This window comes from Cupriavidus ulmosensis (genome assembly GCF_977008105.1).
On the sequence record NZ_CDRMWP010000002.1, the window covers coordinates 2,534,932 to 2,553,896 of the forward strand.

Annotated in this window: 12 protein-coding genes; 4 read left to right on the forward strand and 8 right to left on the reverse strand. The window is 70.4% G+C overall.

Annotated elements, in window-relative coordinates:
- Positions 1-743: 743 nt before the first annotated feature.
- Positions 744-2,753: a gamma-glutamyltransferase family protein gene (locus ACWTPI_RS30985; protein WP_454733670.1), complete on the forward strand. Its 2,010-nt coding sequence runs from the start codon at positions 744-746 to the stop codon at positions 2,751-2,753.
- A gap of 254 nt (positions 2,754-3,007) precedes the next feature.
- Here the strand turns inward: ACWTPI_RS30985 and ACWTPI_RS30990 are convergent, their stop codons facing one another.
- From ACWTPI_RS30990 to ACWTPI_RS31015, 6 genes are all read right to left on the reverse strand, one after another.
- Entirely contained in the window at positions 3,008-3,802 is a 795-nt protein-coding gene (locus ACWTPI_RS30990; RefSeq protein WP_454733671.1) for an MlaA family lipoprotein, read from the reverse strand.
- A 586-nt stretch (positions 3,803-4,388) separates the two neighbouring features.
- Positions 4,389-5,945 carry an MFS transporter gene (locus ACWTPI_RS30995; protein WP_454733672.1) on the reverse strand — a complete coding sequence of 519 codons (1,557 nt, stop codon included), beginning with the start codon at positions 5,943-5,945 and terminating at the stop codon, positions 4,389-4,391.
- Between the two features lie 312 nt (positions 5,946-6,257).
- A complete protein-coding gene (locus ACWTPI_RS31000; protein WP_454733673.1) occupies positions 6,258-7,775 on the reverse strand; it encodes an efflux transporter outer membrane subunit in 1,518 nt (505 codons plus the stop codon).
- A gap of 17 nt (positions 7,776-7,792) precedes the next feature.
- Positions 7,793-11,011, reverse strand: a complete 3,219-nt coding sequence (locus ACWTPI_RS31005; protein ID WP_454733674.1) for an efflux RND transporter permease subunit — start codon at positions 11,009-11,011, stop codon at positions 7,793-7,795.
- A 27-nt stretch (positions 11,012-11,038) separates the two neighbouring features.
- Entirely contained in the window at positions 11,039-12,211 is a 1,173-nt protein-coding gene (locus ACWTPI_RS31010; RefSeq protein WP_454733675.1) for an efflux RND transporter periplasmic adaptor subunit, read from the reverse strand.
- A gap of 244 nt (positions 12,212-12,455) precedes the next feature.
- Positions 12,456-13,121, reverse strand: a complete 666-nt coding sequence (locus ACWTPI_RS31015; RefSeq protein ID WP_454733676.1) for a gamma-glutamylcyclotransferase — start codon at positions 13,119-13,121, stop codon at positions 12,456-12,458.
- 230 nt (positions 13,122-13,351) lie between these two features.
- On the opposite strand from ACWTPI_RS31015, the gene ACWTPI_RS31020 reads away from it, so the two are divergent.
- Positions 13,352-14,260, forward strand: a complete 909-nt coding sequence (locus tag ACWTPI_RS31020; protein ID WP_020202351.1) for a LysR family transcriptional regulator — start codon at positions 13,352-13,354, stop codon at positions 14,258-14,260.
- Positions 14,261-14,301: 41 nt separating this feature from the next.
- On the opposite strand, the gene ACWTPI_RS31025 is transcribed toward ACWTPI_RS31020, so the two are convergent.
- Positions 14,302-15,675 (reverse strand): HdeD family acid-resistance protein, encoded by a 1,374-nt coding sequence (locus ACWTPI_RS31025; protein WP_020202352.1) that lies wholly within the window; start codon positions 15,673-15,675, stop codon positions 14,302-14,304.
- A 222-nt stretch (positions 15,676-15,897) separates the two neighbouring features.
- On the opposite strand from ACWTPI_RS31025, the gene ACWTPI_RS31030 reads away from it, so the two are divergent.
- Together ACWTPI_RS31030 and ACWTPI_RS31035 are read left to right on the forward strand one after the other, a co-directional pair.
- Positions 15,898-16,671: an SDR family oxidoreductase gene (locus tag ACWTPI_RS31030; protein WP_454733677.1), complete on the forward strand. Its 774-nt coding sequence runs from the start codon at positions 15,898-15,900 to the stop codon at positions 16,669-16,671.
- A 104-nt stretch (positions 16,672-16,775) separates the two neighbouring features.
- Complete coding sequence (locus tag ACWTPI_RS31035) at positions 16,776-17,684, forward strand: LysR substrate-binding domain-containing protein (protein WP_454733678.1); 909 nt, start codon at positions 16,776-16,778, stop codon at positions 17,682-17,684.
- Positions 17,685-17,702: 18 nt separating this feature from the next.
- On the opposite strand, the gene ACWTPI_RS31040 is transcribed toward ACWTPI_RS31035, so the two are convergent.
- Positions 17,703-18,947, reverse strand: coding sequence for a complex I 51 kDa subunit family protein (locus tag ACWTPI_RS31040; RefSeq protein ID WP_020202355.1), 1,245 nt, complete (start codon positions 18,945-18,947; stop codon positions 17,703-17,705).
- Between the last annotated feature and the right edge of the window lie 18 nt (positions 18,948-18,965).

The window sequence follows — 18,965 nt, forward strand, 5'->3', positions numbered from 1 at the left end:
GCGGACGATCGCCACGCCGGGAATCTCCACCGGCAGAACAGTGAAATCCACTGGTGAACATAATGGCCGCGGCGCGGTGCCATGTGCTTCGCGCCGACCCCGGATTCGCGCCGCCGCGACACCCGTAAAATCGGAATCTCCCGATGCATTCCGGTTAATGTATCGACATTGTAAAATCCAATGTAGCAAGACATTATCGCAATGAGAATTGCCGCCCCGCTTATTGCCGCATTCACCAATCGATCGCACCGGAATCGCGGCAGATGACATGAAATGGCGCCAGCGCGCCTCACGGAAAACCGGCGCACGGCAGCCATGCCGACGCACGGATTCCGGCGCGCATCCGCCATCGCGCGGCACCCGATACGATGTGCGATTCCGCCCGGAACGCCCGCGCCGGCGCGCTCCGCGCCCGCCTCCCACACCGCGCCGCGGCACCCCGGAAAAACCTCGCGGCCCGTCTTCCGATTTGCGTGGTGGTACGCATGTTGCATATGCCAGCACTTCGATATGAGGCCAGAGCATATTGGCCACTGCTTTATTGCCACCCGCTGGCTTGAACAACTTGTCGGATTTAAAGACCGCGGCGCAGGGCCATGAATCACGCAGCCGTTCCTGATTTAAAGGGAAAGGGAACGGATTGCGGGCATCCTGCACCACCGGAAAAACATGATTCCCTCTTGTGGTGCCCCCCCAGGCTCCCCATGAGGGCCATCTTTATAGTCCCCCAGGGAGAAATCACGATGTACAAGAACAAACCGGCGCTTACAGCGTTGGCCGCGGCCGTCCTGGCCGCCGTCATGCTGGCTTCGTGCGGCGGAGATGATCCGAGCCCGCCCGTTGCCGTCACGCCCGCGCCCCCCTCCCAGCCCGTCGTGCCGGACACCAGCTGCCAGATCCTCTCCAGCGACGGCAACGCCGTGGTGGTGGGTTCCGACCAGCCGGGCGACCCCGCGCTGCCCGAGCCGGCCTCCGGCTACCGCACCGGGCTCAAGCCCGTGTACGCGAAGAAGTTCATGGTCTCCAGCTCGAACGCGCTGGCCAGCGTGGCCGGCTGCACGGTGCTCAAGCAAGGCGGCACCGCGGCCGACGCGGCGGTGGCCGTGCAGGCCGTGCTGGGCCTGACGGTGCCGGAAGCCACCGGCCTCGGCTCGGGCGGCTTCATGATCTATTACGATGCCGCCGCCAAGACAGTGCAGGCCTACGACGGCCGCGAGTCCGCGCCCGCCGCGGCCACCGCCAACTACCTGCGCTACGTCGACGACGTCGCCGACCAGACCGCGCCCAAGCCCAGCGCCCGCGCCAGCGGCCGCTCGATCGGCACCATCGGCGTGCCGCGCCTGATCGAACGGGTGCAGAAGGAACACGGCACGCTGGCCTGGAAGGACCTGTTCGGCAACGCCATCTCGCTGTCCACCAACGGCTTCAAGATCGGCGGCCGCCTGGCCCAGGCGATCTCGTCGAACGCCGCCGCGCTCAAGCGCGACCCCGAGGCGCTGGCCTACTTCTTCGAGGCCGACGGCACGCCCAAGGCACTCGGCACGGTGCTGAAGAACCCCGCCTACGCGCGCACCCTGACGGCGATGGCCGCCGGCGGCGCCGACGTGCTCTACACCGGCCAGATCGCCGCCGACATCATCGCCAAGATCGGCTCGACGCAAGGCGCCGACGGCAACCCCACCACCCCGGGCAAGACCACGCTGGCCGACCTCGCCGCCTACCAGGCCAAGCTGCGCGACCCGGTCTGCACCACCTACCGCGCCTACTGGGTGTGCGGCACGCCGCCGCCGTCGTCGGGCGGCATCACCGTGGCCTCGGCGCTCGGCATCCTGGAGAACTTCGACCTGGCACCGCTCAAGCCGACCGCCATCGACCTCGAAGGCGGCAAGCCGACCGTGCAGGGCGTGCACCTGATCTCCGAGGCGGAACGCCTGGCCTATGCCGACCGCGACAAGTACGTGGCCGACACCGACTTCGTGCCGCTGCCGGGCGGCACCTGGGACACCATGCTGAACAAGCCCTACCTGCAAAGCCGCGCCGCCCTGATCAGCCCGACGCTGAGCATGGGCGTGACCACGGCGGGCAATCTCGGCGCGGTGCCGCTGGGCGTGGACGCCAACCTCATCGAGCACGGCACCAACCAGTTCACCATCGTCGACGGCAAGGGCAACGTGCTGACCGCCACCACCACGGTGGAGTCGAGCATGGGGTCGTTCCACATGACCAACGGCTTCCTGCTGAACAACCAGTTGACCGACTTCTCGGCCAATCCGCTCGACGGCGGCGGCAACCCGATCGCCAACCGCGTGGCGCCGGGCAAGCGCCCGCGCAGCTCGATGGCGCCGACGCTGGTGTTCAAGAAGGCGGCCGATGGCTCCATCGGCGAGTTCTTCATGGCGACCGGCTCGCCGGGCGGCGGCACCATTCCGCAATACGTGGTGAAGACGCTGGTGGGCGTGCTGGACTGGGGCCTCGACGCGCAGCAGTCGTCCGGGCTGGTGGACTTCGGCGCCAGCAACAGCGCCACCACCACGGTCGGCGGCGAGCATCCCAACGTCAACACCGCCAACAGCGGCAACGACGACCCGCTGATCGCGGGCCTGCGGGCGCTCGGCCACACCGTCTCGACCAGTTCGCAGGCGAGCGGCATCAACTCCATCATCCGCACCCAGCTCAACGGCGCGGCGGTACTGATGGGCGGCACCGACCCGCGCCGCGAAGGCGTGGTGCTGGGCGACACCTTCAACCCGTAAGCGGGAGCGGCAAGCGGTGGAACGCCGGGCGTTCCACCGCGGCGCCGGGGCACGGCGACGCCCCGGCGCCGCACCATGCCCGCGCCATGTATTCAGGACATCGACAGCCACTGCGCCAGCTGGCCGGCCAGCCAGCCGCAGCCGACGCACGCCGCCAGCCATCCGCCCACGATGGCCGCGCAACTCTTCAGATCCATTTCCTCGCTCCGGTAAACCGGCCGCCGTCGCGGCGGCCCTGGGAATCTCCGCGGCGCCTAGTCGGCGCGGCTGGCCACGGCGCCGTCCGGCGCCGGCGCCGCGGCGGCCAGCGCCGGCGCCTCGTCCTCTTCCTCGTAGGCCGGCAGCGGGTCCGCGCCGTCGCGCAGCAGGTAGTGGCGGCGCTGCAGGTAGGCGTCGCGCACGAAGGTGTACTTGTCGAGCGCCGCCAGCGACAGCAGGTCGGTGGCGCCCAGCAGGTTGGCGCGCCCGTTGACGATGCCCGCGCCGGTCATCGCGTTGCGCCAGGCGGGATCGAGATATGTGACCGGCGCCAGCCAGTGGTCGGCCAGCAGGCCCACGCCGTCGCGCGCGGTGCTGGGGCCGAACAGCGGCAGCACCACGTAGGGGCCGGCGGGCACGCCCCAGGTGCCGAGCGTCAGGCCGAAGTCCTGCGAGTGCTTCTGCAGCCCGGCCGGCGTGGCGATGTCGATCAGCCCGCCGATGCCGAGCACCGAATTGATGGCCACGCGCATCAGGCTCTCAGCGGCCTCCACGCCCTTGCCCTGCAGCAGGTTGTTGGCGAAGTTGCCGACGTCGGAGAGATTGCCGTAGACATTGCTGACCGCGGTGCGCACCGGGCTGGGCGTCACGGCCTCGTAGCCCTTGGCGACCGGCTCGGCCACGTATTTGTCGACCTGCTCGTTGACGGCGAAGACCGCGCGGTTGACGGACTCCAGCGGATCGGCCGGGCTGGCCACCGGGCTGCTCGCGCAGCCGGCCAGCGCCGCCGCCGCAAGCAGGGAGACGGCGTGCGGCGAGAACCGCCGGAAGGAGGGGAAGCTGGAGAACATGGGAACTCTTCGGGTCGGGTTGGAAAGCCGTCCCGCGCGGCGGCAGCGGTGAAACCGTCCGCGCGAGCGTCTTCCGTTTGTTCTTGAGCCGGTGCCGCGGCAACGGCGCGGCACCGGCGCGATGGCGCAGCCGGCCCCTCTGCGGGGGCCCTCGGCAGGCCGGTGACGCGATTATCGTTGTCGACGCGCCGCCGATAAATGGCGAAAGCAGGGATTCTTTATCTACGTATCGCCAACAATCGCCGCAATCAGCGGCGGCGGCGTGGCGGGGGCCGGCGCGGTTGTCGCCGCCGGTTGTTGTCGCCGGTTGTCGTCACCCGTTGTTGTCGCCACGTGAAGAGTGTGTTCGCGCAAACCCCATTTATCCGCGCGCCGCGGCTTGCTATTGTTCGTCGCGGGACCCGGATACCTCCTCCCGGGGCCCTGGCGCCTGACACAGGCGCCCTGTTCTGTCTTTCAGGAAGCAGCCAGCTTGTTGTTCGCCTCCTCTCCGTGGCAACATTGCGGTTCTGCTTCGAGCGCAGCGTTTGCTGCGCTTTTTTTTGCGCGCGGGGTGCCGGGCCGACGGTGGAGGCCCGGCCAGCGCCTATGCGTTCGGCCGCACCGCAGCGCCGCCGGCATCCGCGTCCCGCCGCGGCGGGCGCGACAGGAAACCGAACACCGCCACGGCGGACAGCACCGTGACCGCGGTCAGCACGTGCAGCAGCATGCGGAACGCCTCGCCATAGCCGGCCACCAGCAGCTGGCGGCTGACCTGCGGCAGCGCCTGCGCGGCATGGGCGAGGTCGCCGGTGGCCAGGCGCTGCGCCGCCTCGGCCAGCCTGCCGGCGGCGCCGGCGCCGGATTCGGCCAGCACCGCGCCCAGGCTGACGTTGGCGATGGCGGCCAGGATGGCGCCGACGATGGCCAGCGCGATGCCCTCGCCCGCCACGCGCGTGGTGTTGAAGATGCCGGTCGCCATGCCGGCGCGCTCCTTCGGCACCACGCTCACCGCGAGTCCGTCCATCAGGCCCCACGGCATGCCCGCGCCGATGCCGATCAGCAGCATCGGCGGCACCACGGCAAAACCGGCGCTGCCGACCTCGACCAGGCTGAACCAGTGCAGGCCCGCCGCCGCGACCAGGAAGCCGATGCCGGACAGCACGCCGGCCGGGACCCAGCGCGTGAGCGACGCCACCACCACCGGCACCACCAGCATCGGCGCCGACAAGGCGATCATCAGGATGCCGGCGTCGATCTCGCTCAGCCCTTCGATGCCGATGAAGCGCAGCGGCAGCATCACCACCAGCACGATGTAGCTGTAGCAGGTGCCGATCGGCAGCATCTGCACGCCGACGAAGCGCGGGATGCGGAACAGGCTCAGGTCCAGCATCGGGCGCGCCACGCGCGACTCCACCGCGACGAAGACCGCCAGCATCAGCGCCGCGCCGGCCAGCGAGCCGGCCACCGCGGCGCTCGACCAGCCGCGCTCGGGCGCCGCGATCACGCCGAAGGTAAACAGCGCCAGCGTGGCGGTGAAGGCGACGGTGCCGGGCCAGTCCAGCCCCCGCGCGCCGGGGTCGCGGGTCTCGCGCATGCGCGGCAGGCCGAACAGCATGGCCGCCGCGCCGATGAGGCCGGTGGACAGGAACACCGAGCGCCAGCCGAAGACATCGATCAGCACGCCGGCCAGCAGCGGGCCGAACGCCAGGCCGATGCCGAAGCTGGTGCCCAGCATGCTGAACGCGCGCGTGCGGGCGTGGCCCTCGAACTCCTGCGCCAGCGCGGCCGAGCCGCCCGCCAGCGCGGCGGCGGCGGCGATGCCCTGCACCGCGCGCAGGATGTCGATCCACGCCACCGTCGGCGCCGCGGCCAGCGCGAACGAGGTCAGGATGAAGAAGCCGATACCGATGCCGAACAGGCGCTTGCGCCCGTACACGTCGGCCAGCGCGCCGGCGGCCATCAGCAGGCTGCCGAAGGTCAGCATGAAGGCATTGGTGATCCAGGTCAGCGACACGGCGCTGCCGCCGAGCTCGCGGCCGATGGCGGGCGTGGATACCGCGCCGCCGGAAAAGCTCAGCGGCAGGACCACGGCGGCCAGGCATACCGCGAGCAGGATCAGTGGCTTGCCACGCTCGGGGGCGTGGGGGTCGGGTTGGGTCATGGAAAAGGCCGGTGATGAAAAGAAGAGAAAGAGAAAAGGCTGACTGCCGGGATGCGCGGCGCCGGAGCATCGGGGATTCGCCTCTGGTGCCAGCGGAAAAGCGCCGACGGGTTGCTCCCCTCTCCCGCTTGCGGGAGAGGGGTTGGGGGAGAGGGCCAGCGCATCCGCGAAGTGCATGTCTTCGCCATGACGAGCGCCCGCCCTCTCCCCCGGCCCCTCTCCCATTTCATGGGAGAGGGGAGCAAACCCGCGGCGCAACAGGCGGCATCGGCAGGCCTCGACAGGGAACCGCCGACGCCTGCCGCACGGGCTTCAATTGCTCGCCACGCTGCCCGCCACCACGTCGCCCCAGCCGCCGCCGAGCGCGCGGATCAGGTTGACCGTGGCGGCGGCCTGCACGCTTTGCAGCTGCACCGCGGCGCGCCGGGTCTGCAACGCGGTGCGCTCGGCGTCGATCACGTCGAGGAAGTTGATCGCGCCTTCGCGGTACTGCGTGCGCGAGATGTCGGCGGCGCGCGCGGCGGACTGCACGGCGTCGGCCTGCGTCTGCGTCTGGGCTTCCAGGATGCGCAGGTCGGACAGGCCGTCCTCCACCTCGCGGAAGGCGGTCAGCACCTGCTGGCGGTACCTGGCGACGTCCTCTTCGTAGACCGCGCGCGCATTGGCCAGGCTGGCGCTGCGCCGGCCGCCGTCGAAAAGCGGGATGTTCAGCGCGGTGCCGGCCAGCGGCCCCAGCAGGAACGCGCGGCTGCTCCACTTGAACAGGTCGCCCAGCGTGGCCGACTCGAAGCCGCCGGTGCCGGTCAGCGTGAGCGACGGGAAGAAGGCCGCGCGGGCGATGCCGATGCGCGCATTGGCCGCGGCCATCGCGCGCTCGGCCGCCGCGATGTCCGGGCGGCGCTCCAGCAGCGACGACGGCAGCCCGGCCGGGATGCGCAGGCTGACCGCCTTGAGCGGCGCGGGCGGCATCGAGAACTCGGCCGGCGCCTTGCCCAGCAGCACGGCCAGGCCGTGCTCCGAGGCCGCGCGCAGGCGCTGCACGCTCATCGCGTCGGCGCGCGCCGTGGCCAGTTCGGCGCGGGCGCGGGCCACGTCGAGCTCGCTGATGTCGCCTTCGTCGAAGCGGCTCTGCACCAGCTTGAGCGCCTGCTCGCGCAGGCTCACCGTGTTGGCGAACACCTCGGCCTCGGCGTCGAGCCCGCGCAGCGTGAAATAGGCCTGCGCCACGTCGGCCTGCAGCGCGAGCTGCACCGAGCGGAACAGCGCCTCGCCGCGCTGGGTGTCGGCGCGCGCGGCATCCACCGAGGACGCCACGCGGCCGAACAGGTCGACCTCGTAGGAGGCGCTGGCCTGCGCGCGCCACAGCGTCTGCTGCGGGATACTGGTGCCGTCCGGCTGCAGCTGCGACGCCGCCGAGAGCTTCTCGCGGGTCGGGCCGAAGCCCGCGTCCAGCGTGGGGAACAGCCCGGCGCGCGCGGCCTGGTTGAGCGCGCGCGCTTCCTTCAGGCGCGCGGCGGCGGCCGCCAGGTCCTGGTTGGCTTCGAGCGCCTGCCGTTCCAGCGCGTCGAGCTTGTCGTCGCCGAACACGGTCCACCATGCGCCGCGCGCCACCTCTTCCGACGGCCTGGCGGGCTGCCAGGTGCCGGCTTCGGCGGGCTTGAGCTGCGTCTGGGTCCAATCGGCCGAGGCTTCCTTGAACGCGGCCGTGGGCACCACCGGCTTTTCGTAGGTCGGGGCCAGCGAGCAGCCGGCCAGCACCAGCAGCGACGCCAGCAGCACCGAGCCCTTGGCGAGCCACCGGCTCGACGGCTTGAATGAAGATGCTTTCATGATGATCTCCGTGGTCCTTACTCGGCCGAAGCCAGGGGCGCGGCCGGCACCGCCGGCGCGTGCCCGGCGTGCAGCGGCTGCGTGTGGGCGTGGTGCTTGTCCACCAGCGGCCTGCCGCCGGCCATCTTGCGCAGCGCCACGTAGAACACCGGCGTGAGCATCAGCCCGAACAGCGTCACGCCGAGCATGCCGAAGAACACCGCGATGCCCATCGCCCGGCGCATTTCCGAACCCGCGCCGGTCGACGTCACCAGGGGAATCACGCCCATGATGAAGGCGAACGAGGTCATCAGGATCGGGCGCAGGCGCAGGCGGCTGGCTTCGATCGCGGCCTGCACGATGGTGCGGCCCTGCATCTCCAGCTCGCGCGCGAACTCCACGATCAGGATCGCGTTCTTGGCCGACAGCCCCACCAGCACCATCAGGCCGATCTGCGTGAAGATGTTGTTGTCGCCCCTGGTCAGCCACACGCCCAGCAGCGCCGACAGGATGCTCATCGGCACGATCAGCAGGATCGCCAGCGGCAGCGTCAGGCTTTCGTACATCGCGGCCAGCACCAGGAACACCAGCAGCACGCTGATCGGGAACACCCACAGCGCGGCGTTGCCGGTCAGGATCTGCTGGTAGGTCAGGTCGGTCCATTCCAGCTTGATGCCGCGCGGCAGCACCTCGGCCGCGATGCGCTCGACCGCCGCCTTGGCCTGCCCCGACGAGTAGCCGGGCGCGGGACCGCCGTTGATGTCGGCGGCGGTGAAGCCGTTGTAGCGCACCACCATTTCCGGGCCGTAGGTGGGCGTCACCTTGACCAGCGACGACAGCGGCACCATCTCGCCGGCGGCGTTGCGGGTCTTGAGCTGCAGCACGTCCGCCGCGGTGGCGCGGAACTGCTGGTCGGCCTGGGCGCGCACCTGGTAGACGCGGCCGAACTTGTTGAAGTCGTTCACGTACAGCGAGCCGAGGTAGATCTGCATGGTGTCGAACACGTCGGTGATCGACACGCCGAGCTGCTTGGCCTTGACCCGGTCCAGGTCCACGTCCAGCTGCGGCACGTTGATCTGGAAGCTGGTGAAGGCCGGGCCCAGCTCGGGCGCCCTGGCGGCGGCGGCCAGGAACTTCTGCGTGGCGTCGTTGAGCGCTTCGTAGCCGAGCGCGCCGCGGTCCTCGAGCTGGAACTTGAAGCCGCCCAGCGTGCCGAGGCCCTGCACCGGCGGCGGCGGGAAGGTGCCGATCTGCGCGCCCTTGATATGGGCGTACCTGGCGTTCAGCGCGGCGGCGATGTCCGCCGCGGATTCGCCCTTGCCGCGCTCCTTCGACGGCTTGAGCACCGGGAACACCAGCCCGCTGCTCGACGAGTTGGTCAGGCCATTGACCGACAGGCCCGGGAACTGCGGGAGGTGGACCACGCCGGGCTGCTTGAGGGCGATGTCGCCCATCTGGCGCACCACCGCGTCGGTGCGGTCGAGCGAAGCGCCCGGCGGCAGTTGCGCGATGCTGACCAGGTAGTCCTTGTCCTGCGCCGGGATGAAGCCGCCGGGCACGACCTTGCCCATCAGCACGGCGCCGCCGAGCAGCAGGCCGTAGACCACGAACATCATCATCTTGCGGTTGATGACGCCGCCCACGCCGCGGCCATACGATGCCGAGCCGCGCTGGAAGACCTTGTTGAAGGCGGCGAAGAACTTGCCGAATGCCGCGTCCATGATGCGCGTCAGGCGGTCCTTGGGCGCGTGGTGGTCCTTGAGCAGCAGCGCGGCCAGCGCCGGGCTCAGCGTCAGCGAGTTGAAGGCCGAGATCACCGTCGAGATGGCGATGGTCATGGCGAACTGCTGGTAGAACTGGCCGGTCAGGCCGCTCATGAAGGCCAGCGGCACGAACACCGCGATCAGCGTCAGCGCGATGGCGATGATGGGGCCGCTCACCTCCTGCATGGCCTTGTAGGTCGCGTCGCGCGGCGACAGCCCCTCGGCGATGTTGCGCTCGACGTTCTCCACCACCACGATGGCGTCGTCCACCACGATGCCGATCGCCAGCACCATGCCGAACAGCGACAGCGCGTTGATGGTGTAGCCGAACGCCAGCATCAGCGAGAACGTGCCGACGATCGACACCGGCACCGCCAGCAGCGGGATCAGCGAGGCGCGCCAGGTCTGCAGGAACAGGATCACCACCAGCACCACCAGGGCGATGGCCTCGAACAGCGTGTGCACCACCGCGTCGATGCTCTCGCGCACGAAGCGGGTCGGGTCGTAGACGATCTCGGACCTGACGCCGTCGGGCATGTCCTTCTGCAGCTCGTCCATGATCTTGCGCACGTCGTCGGAGATCTGCAGCGAGTTGGCGCCGGGCTGCTGGAAGATGATGAGCTGCACCGCCTGCTGGTTGTCCATCAGCCCGCGCAGCGCGAACTCGGAGGCGGACAGCTCGACGCGCGCCACGTCCGACAGGCGCGTGACGGCGCCGTCGGCCGAGGTCTTGAGGATGATGTCGCGGAACTCTTCTTCCGTCTTCAGGCGGCCGCGCGCGTTGATGCTCAGCTGCGTCGGCACGCCCGCGTCCATCGGCGAGGCGCCGACGATGCCGGCGGCGACCTGCACGTTCTGCTCGCGGATGGCCTTGACCACGTCGGTGGCGGTCATGTTCTGGCGCGCCACCTTCTGCGGGTCCAGCCAGACCCGCATCGAGTAGTCGCCCGAGCCCCACATCACCACCTCGCCCACGCCGGGCACCTGCGCCAGGCGGTCCTTGACGTTGATCAGCGCGTAGTTGCGCAGGTAGGTCAGGTCATAGCGACCGTTGGGCGAGGCGATGTTCACGCCCATCGTCAGCGTCGGCGAGGACTTGACCGTGGTCACGCCCAGGCGCTGCACGTCCTCGGGCAGGCGCGGCAGCGCCTGCGCCACGCGCGTCTGCACGAACTGCTGCGCCTTGTCCGGGTCGGTGCCCAGCTTGAACGTGACCGTGGTGGTCATCTTGCCGTCGCTGTTCGCCTGCGACTGCATGTACAGCATGCTTTCCACGCCGTTGATCTGCTCCTCGATCGGCGCCGCCACGGTTTCGGCGATCACCTTCGGGTTGGCGCCGGGATACTGCGCCCGCACCACCACCGACGGCGGCACCACCTCGGGATATTCGGCCGTGGGCAGCTTGGTCAGGGCGATCAGCCCCGCCAGCAGGATGACCATCGACAGCACGCCCGCGAAGATGGGGCGGTCGATGAAGAATTTGGAGATGTTCATGATGCGCTCTCGACGTAGGCCGACGGATCAGGCCGCCGGCCCGGTGGCGCGCGTGGCGTCGACCATCCTGACCGGATTGGCCTTGACGGGGTCGTTGGGGCGCACGCGCTGCACCCCGTTGACGACGATCTTCTCGTCGGGCTTCAGGCCCGAGGCCACCACGCGCAGGCCGTCGTGCATGGCGCCGAGCCGGATCTCGCGGTACTGCGCGCGGCTGTCCTTGTCGACCACCAGCACGAACTTGCGGGCCTGGTCGGTGCCGACCGCGCCGTCGTCGATCATCACCGCCGGGTGCGGCTCGCCGCCGCCGACCCTGACGCGCGCATAGAGGCCCGGCACCAGCGAGCCGTCCTCGTTGTCGATGCGGGCGCGCACGCGGATGGTGCCGGACGAGGTGTCCAGGCGGTTGTCCACCGAGACCACGGTGCCGCGGCGCGAGTAGCCGCTCTCGTCGGCCAGGCCCAGTTCCACCGGCACGGCCTGCCTGCCGGTGTTGCGCATGTAGCGCAGGTAGGTCTGCTCGTCGACGTCGAAGGCGGCGTAGATCGGCGCCACCGAGACCAGCGTGGTCAGCAGCGGCGCGCTCGCGCCGGTGGAGACGATATTGCCCACGGTCAGCTCGGCGCGCGACACGCGGCCCGCCACCGGCGCGGTGACTTCGGTGTACGACAGGTTGACGCGGGCGGCTTCGAGCGCGGCGCGCGCCGCCTTGAGCGTGGCGCCGGCCTCGCGCGCGGCGTTCTGCTTCTCGTCGTAGTCGCGCCGCGCGATGGCGTTGCTGCCGATCAGGCGGTCGGCGCGCGCCGCGTCGCTGCCGGCGTAGCTGGCGCGCGCCTCGGCGGCGGCCACCTGCGCGGCGGCGCGGTCGACCTCGGCCACGTAGGGACGCGGGTCGATGGTGAAAAGCGCGTCGCCCTTCTTCACCAGCTGGCCGTCCCTGAAATGCACGGCCACGATCTTGCCCGGCACCAGCGGGCGGATGTCCACCTTGTCGATGGCCTCGAGGCGGCCCGAGTAGTTTTGCCACTCGACGATCGAGTCGCTGACGACGGTGGCCACGTCGACCTCGGCGGCCGGCGCGGGCGCGTCCGCCTGGGCGGAGGCGACGGGCTCGAAGCCCCGGGTGGCGGCCAGGCCGGCGACGCCGAGCGCGAACATCGTGCCCAGCGCGACGGACAGCCTCTTGCGGTTGGCGGTCATGGTTGAAACTCCTTTTCCTTTGGAATCGAGCGATCAGTTGGGTCCGAGCGGGTCCTGGCGAATCCGGCGCTGCCTGTGGGCATGCCCCCGGGGCGGACCGATGGAACCCAGTATGGCTACCGCCAGCGGGCGGATAAAGATGGCTTTCTTGCGAACTTTGTATCCATCAAGGAGACAATTTGCGCGTGCGAAGCCACGGTTTTCGTGCGTGTCGCCACCCCGGCGTCAGCCGACGCAGCCGGCGTCAGCGCGCGGCGGCCGGCGCCTCACGCCGCAGGGCCGCGGCGAGGGCCTCGATGTAGCCGTCCGCCAGCGCGCACTCGGACAGCGCGCATTCGAGCGCGAGCACGTAGTCCGCGTTGGAGCCGAACGCCCCCGAGGCGGCGGCGATGATCGAGGCCACGGTGGCGACGCTAGCGTCCGGCTCGTACTGCGGCCGCGCGGGGTTGGCGACGAAGGCGATGGCGGCGGCGCCGGTGCCGTCGGCCAGCGTCAGCGGCGCCCAGGTCGGCAGGTAGGAACCCGTGACCATCTCGCGGATCCACAGCACGCGCAGTTCTTCCTCGAGCGTGGCGGCGGCCAGCCGCAGGGCCACGCCGTGCGTGCTGCCGCCGGCTTCCAGCGCCAGCATGCGGCCCGGCACCTCGGGCGAGCCGCGCCCGGCGGTCATGCGCAGGCAGAAGCTGCGGCGCCAGCCGTGCAAGGTGGCGATCTCGCGCCGGTCGAAATCCAGCAGCGGGTTCCACATCAGCGAGCCATAGGCGAAGACCCAGACGTCCGCGCCGGCGGGCCGCGCCCGCATGGTTTCGGCCAGCGAGGCCTCGATCTGGTCCTGGGTCCAGGCGACCTCCCGCGGCAGGCCGAAGCTGCCGAGGTAGGCGCCGGAATTGATGGTTTCTCTGGTGAGCATGCGTTTTTCCTGTACTGCCGTGCCATGCGCGGGCGCCGGCAATCCGGCCGCGAATTCATGGCGAATTCGCCACGAATTCGCAGCGAGCCCGCCGCGGGACAGGCAGGCAGACCCGCCCGTTTCGCGGCGTCCGGCAGCGCGCAGGCATGCATCGGCGAAGGCATTGTGGCTGTCCGCCCACGCTCGATAAACATGCTAGAGTGCGACTCTTTGTCTCCGGAGCGGAAACAATGTCCGAGCGCATCGATGCCTCCGTCGCCGACATAGAAGCGTTCGTCGCGGTCGCGCACAGCGGCAGCTTCACGCGCGCCGCCGAGGGTCTGGGAACCAGCAAGTCGAATGTCGGCAAGTCCGTGCAGCGGCTGGAGGCCACGCTTGGCACGCGCCTGTTCCAGCGCACCACGCGCGCGGTGCGGCTGACCGAGGACGGCGAGACCTACCTGATGGCCGCCGAGTCCGCGCTGGAGGGACTGCGCGAAGCCGGACAGGCGCTGGCGGCGCGCCGCGCCGAGCCGATCGGCAAGGTCCGCCTGGACCTGCCGGCGGGCTTCGGCCGGCTGCTGTTCCCGGCGCTGGCGGCACTGCGCCGGCACCATCCCAGGCTCACCTTCGAGCTGGCGCTCAACGACCGCATGTCAGACCCGGTGGCCGAAGGCTGGGACATCGTGGTGCGCATCGGCGAGCTGCCCGCCGACAGCGAGATGACGGTGCGCAAGCTATGCGACCTGCGCCAGGGCCTGTACGCCTCGCCCGACTACCTCGCGCGGCACGGCGAGATCCGCTCGGTGGCGGACCTGTCGGGGCACGATGCCATCGTCTTCCGCGGCCCGTCGGGCCGGCTGCGGCCGTGGCGCGTGGCGGACGGCGCGCACGTGCGCGAGATTTCCCCCAACCCGGTGCTGGCGCTGGCGGATGGCCAGGCGCTGGTGGACGCGGCAATCAACGGCTTCGGCCTGACCCAGATCCACGACCGCGTGGCCCGACCCCATGTCGACGCGGGCCGGCTGCGCCACGTGCTGCCGGACGCGGACGTGCCCGGCCCGCCCGTGCACGCGATGATCCCGCTCGGCCTGCGCATGCCGGCCAAGACGCGCGCGGTGCTCAACCATCTCGTGGACTACCTGCGGCAGCCGCAATAGGCCGCGCCGGCGCGCGGCACTCCCGGTCGCGGCGGTGGCAATCAGGAAGCGGCCTGCGAATCCTGCGCGCGCCACTCCTTGCGCCGCTGCCGCATCAGGTCCAGCGCGCGGCGCGCGACCTTCCACCACGCGAACGGCCGCGGGTCGGCCAGCATGCTGAGCGCGCGCGCGTAGTCGAGCGTGAGCCCCGGCGTCCACGCCATCGTGACCGCGCGCTTGCGGATCTGCGCGGCCACCCACAGCTCGGGCGTGGCCAGGATGCGGAAGAAGCTCGCCCAGCCGGCGCGGCCGCCGCGCAGGCGGGCCGCGGCGCCTTCGAGCGCGGCCTCGAGCGCGTTCGACACCGTGCTGGAGCAGTTGCGGTGCGTGAGGTTGTAGGTGGTGTCGGCGCGGTAGCGCTCCCAGAACGCGCTCAGCTTGCCCGGGTCGTAGTTGCGGATGCGCACGCGCACCGTCGACGGGCACCAGGCGCGCGACTCGGTGGCGTAGTCGGGCTGGAACTCGCCCGGCACGTCGTTCTCTTGCGTGGCCCGCAGGATGCGGCCGAACTCGTCCGGCGAGCGGTCGATCTCCACGCCCGGATAAAGGCTGATGTAGATGCCCTCGGGCGACTCCAGCGCGGCGTGGCCGGTCGAGATGACGCCGTTCACGTCGACCGCCGCGATGTAGCGGCCGATGATCGGGTGGCGCAGCACCGGCGCCTTGGACGAGCCGGCCGGCGTCCAGACATGGACCGTCAGCGCGTGCTCCTCGTCGCCGGGCGGGCCGTCCCAGCCGGCCTCGGCGAACACCGGCCCGGCGCCGGGCTCGGCCCGGTCGGGCTCGACGGCGGGATGCCTGGCGCGGTTCAGCGCCGGGTTGCGCGCCAGCCGGCGCACGCGCGTGGCCAGCGTGACCAGGTTCAGCCCGCCGAAGAACAGGAACAGCCCGAGGCAGTACGGCAGCGTGCCGACGTAGTGGGTCGGGAACGGCTGGTAGAAGAAGATCGCCAGCAGGATCTCCGCGCAGCCCCACGAGAACGCGGCCTTCCAGCGCCGGTAGCGCACCACCCACGCCGAGATGCACTGGAGCAGGCCGTCGACCAGGAACAGCGTGCCGAAGATCATCGACAGCAGGAAGTTGCCGTGGTGATGGCCGGCCAGGATCAGGATCGCCGCGCCGACCACGGCGAAGCCCTTGACGTAGCGCAGCACGCGCTGGCCACCCACGCCGGTCCACGCCACCGCCAGCGTGGCCAGCCCCTCGGCGAGGAACAGCCAGGCGAAGACATCGATCGGGAAATAGGCGGCGCCGTCGAGCGCGTCGATGAACACCACGATGCCCGCGACCAGCCACAGAATGCCGATCGCCAGGATCGCGCGGGCGCGCTTGCGCAGATAATCGACGCCAAGCAGCAGCAGCATCAGCCGGACCATGATTCCCCTTTTCTGTGTTTGTCGTTTTTCGTATCTGTCGCCGTCCCGGCGCCGTTGCCATTGCCGCGCGCCGCGCAGCCTCGAAAATACCATCAATCGGCATGCCCGCGGCGCGGCCCGATTGGGCGGATATTCTGGATAATCCATCCAGGCCGGGACGGTTTATCCGCCGCCGCCGGGCGCTTAAGCTGGATGCCCTGTCAACCCATGAAGGAGACGTGCATGGCAGACCATTCCATCAAGGGCAAGGTCGCGCTGATCGCCGGCGGCGCCAAGAACCTCGGCGGCCTGATTGCCCGCGACCTCGCCGCGCAGGGCGCCAGGGCGGTGGCCATCCACTACAACAGCGCCGCCTCGAAGGCCGACGCCGACCAGACCGTGGCCGCCATCCGGGCCGCCGGCGCGCAGGCCGTGGCGCTGCAGGCCGACCTGACCACCGCCGCGGCCACGGGCAAGCTGTTCGCCGACGCCATTGCCGCCGTGGGCAGGCCGGACATCGCCATCAACACGGTCGGCAAGGTGCTCAAGAAACCGCTGGTGGAGATCACCGAGGCCGAGTACGACGAGATGGCGGCGGTCAACGCCAAGGCCGCCTTCCTGTTCCTGCAGGAAGCGGGCCGGCACCTCAACGACAACGGCAAGATCGTGACGCTGGTGACTTCGCTGCTGGGCGCGTTCACGCCGTACTATGCTTCCTATGCCGGCACCAAGGCGCCGGTGGAGCATTTCACGCGCGCGGCGGCCAAGGAATTCGGCGCGCGCGGGATCTCGGTCACGGCGGTGGGGCCCGGCCCGATGGATACGCCGTTCTTCTATCCGGCCGAGGGCGAGGACGCGGTGGCCTACCACAAGACGGCCGCGGCGCTGTCGCCGTTCTCCAGAACCGGCCTGACCGACATCGCGGACGTGGTGCCGTTCATCCGCCATCTGGTCAGCGACGGCTGGTGGATCACCGGACAGACCATCCTGATCAACGGCGGCTACACGACCAAGTAAGCCACCAAGTAAGCCGCCAGGCGGACGCGCCCGCCGCCGGGCCGGCACGGCGGCGGTTGCAACAGATGGCAGGGAGAGGCAGTCGATGGCAGCGAGCCGGCCACATGGATAGATTCGACCAGTACCGCGTGTTCGCCCAGGTGGCGGAGATGGGCAGCTTCATCAAGGCCGCGCATGCGCTGGAGCTGCCGCGCGCGTCGGTATCCGCGGCGATCCAGCAACTGGAGGCGCAGGTCGGCGTGCGGCTGCTGCACCGGACCACGCGCCACGTGCGGCTGACCACCGACGGCGAGCAACTGCTCGAGCGCCTGCGCCCGCTGATGGCCGAGGTGGAGAGCATCGACCAGTTGTTCCACGCCGGCGGGCGGCAATTGTCGGGCCGGCTCAGCATCGACGCGCCCAGCCGCATCGCCCGCCGCCTGATCGCGCCCGCGCTGCCCGGCCTGCTGCGCCGCCATCCCCGGCTGCAACTGTCGCTGGGCTCGAGCGACCGCGCCATCGACCTGGCGCAGGAAGGCGTGGACTGCGCGGTGCGCTTCGGCACGCCGCACGACAGCAGCCTGGTGGTGCGGCCGCTCGGCCACGTCGCCCTGGTCAATTGCGCCAGCCCGGCCTACCTGCGCGAGCACGGCGAGCCCGCCCAGCCCGGCGACCTCGCGCACGGCCACTGGGCGGTGGGCTACGCCTCGCCGCGGACCGGGCGCGAGCTGCCGTGGGAATACGCCGCGCGCGACGGCGCCACCCACACCATCGAGGTGCCCAGCCGCGTGATCGCGAACAACGTCGAGAGCTATATCGCCTGCTGCCTGGCCGGGCTGGGCCTGATCCAGATCCCGCGCTTCGACGTGCAGTACCTGCTCGACGCCGGCGAACTGGCCGAGGTCATGCCCGGCCACCGCGCCGCCGCCATGCCGGTGTCGCTGCTCTATCCGCACCGGCGCCAGCGCTCGCGGCGGCTGGACATGTTCGCGCAGTGGTTCGAGGAACTGATCCGCCCGCACCTGGACGACTGAATCGGGCGCCGCACGCGCCTATGCCGTCAGCGGCGCCTCGTATTCCTCGCGGAACTGATGCAGCGAACTCTCCACGACCGTCACGGCGCCGTCGATCAGGCCGCAGCGCCCGCTGCCCGGCAGGATGCTGCACAGGTTCTCCAGCGCCTCCAGGTCGGCATGCACGCCCCGGCCGGTATCGATCCGGTTGAGCAGCCGCATCAGCTGGAAGGTGCCGCCCTTGCATGGCGGGCACTGGCCGCACGAGCCCTGGGCGAAGAAGCTCACGTACTCGGCCACCTTGCGCACGATGCTGGTGCCTTCCGACACCACGATCATGGCGCCGGTGCCCAGCCGCGAGCGCCGCAGCCTGACCGAGTCGAAATCGAGCGCGACGTCGAGATCGCGTTTCGTCAGCAGCGTGTTCGAGGGGCCGCCGGTGAACACCGCCTTGAACTCCTTGCCCTGCAGCATGCCGCCGCCATGCTCGAACACGAGCGACTCGAGGCTCGTGCCCATCGGCAGCTCGTACAGGCCGGGGCGCAGCACGTCCCCCGAGAGCGAAAAGAGCTTGGTTCCCGCGGCATTGCCGACGCCGAGGTCCCGGTACCACTGCGCGCCGTGGCGCAGGATGCCGGGAACGTGCGCCAGCGTTTCCGCGTTGTTGACCACGGTCGGCGCGCCGCGCACGCCGTGCTCGGCCGGAAAGGGCGGCTTGCGGCGCGGGAACGGGAAGCCCCCCTCGACGCTGGCGATCACCGCGGTCTCCTCGCCCCCGATGTAGAGCCCCGAGCTGGGCACCACCTCCAGGGACACGGGCCCGCCCACCAGCCGCTCCAGTTCCGCGAAGCGGGGATGCCGCAGCCATTGCCCGACCGCCGCGCGCGTCGCCGCGAGGGATGCCGGCTGGTGCGGGTTGACGTACAGCACGACATGGTTGGCGCGGCACGCCGCGGCGGCGATGAGCGCGCCCTCGATGACCTGGTGCGGCGTGTGCTCCAGAAGGAAGCGGTCCTTGAACGTGCCCGGCTCGTCTTCGTTGCCGTTGCAGATGATGTACTTGTCGCCGTCCGGCGCGGCGGCGACCGGCGCCCACTTGCGATGCGTCGCGAAGCCGGCGCCGCCCATGCCGCGCAGGTCGGCCTGCCCGATCTCGCCGATGATGGCCGCCGGCTCGCGCAGCGCCCGCGCGAGCCCCTCCGCGCCGCCGACCGCGAGCCATGCGTCCAGGTCGGCGCCGACCCGGTTGTCTTCCTTCAGGAGAACCTGGTTCGGTTGTGTCATCGCGCTCCCCCCGCCCCG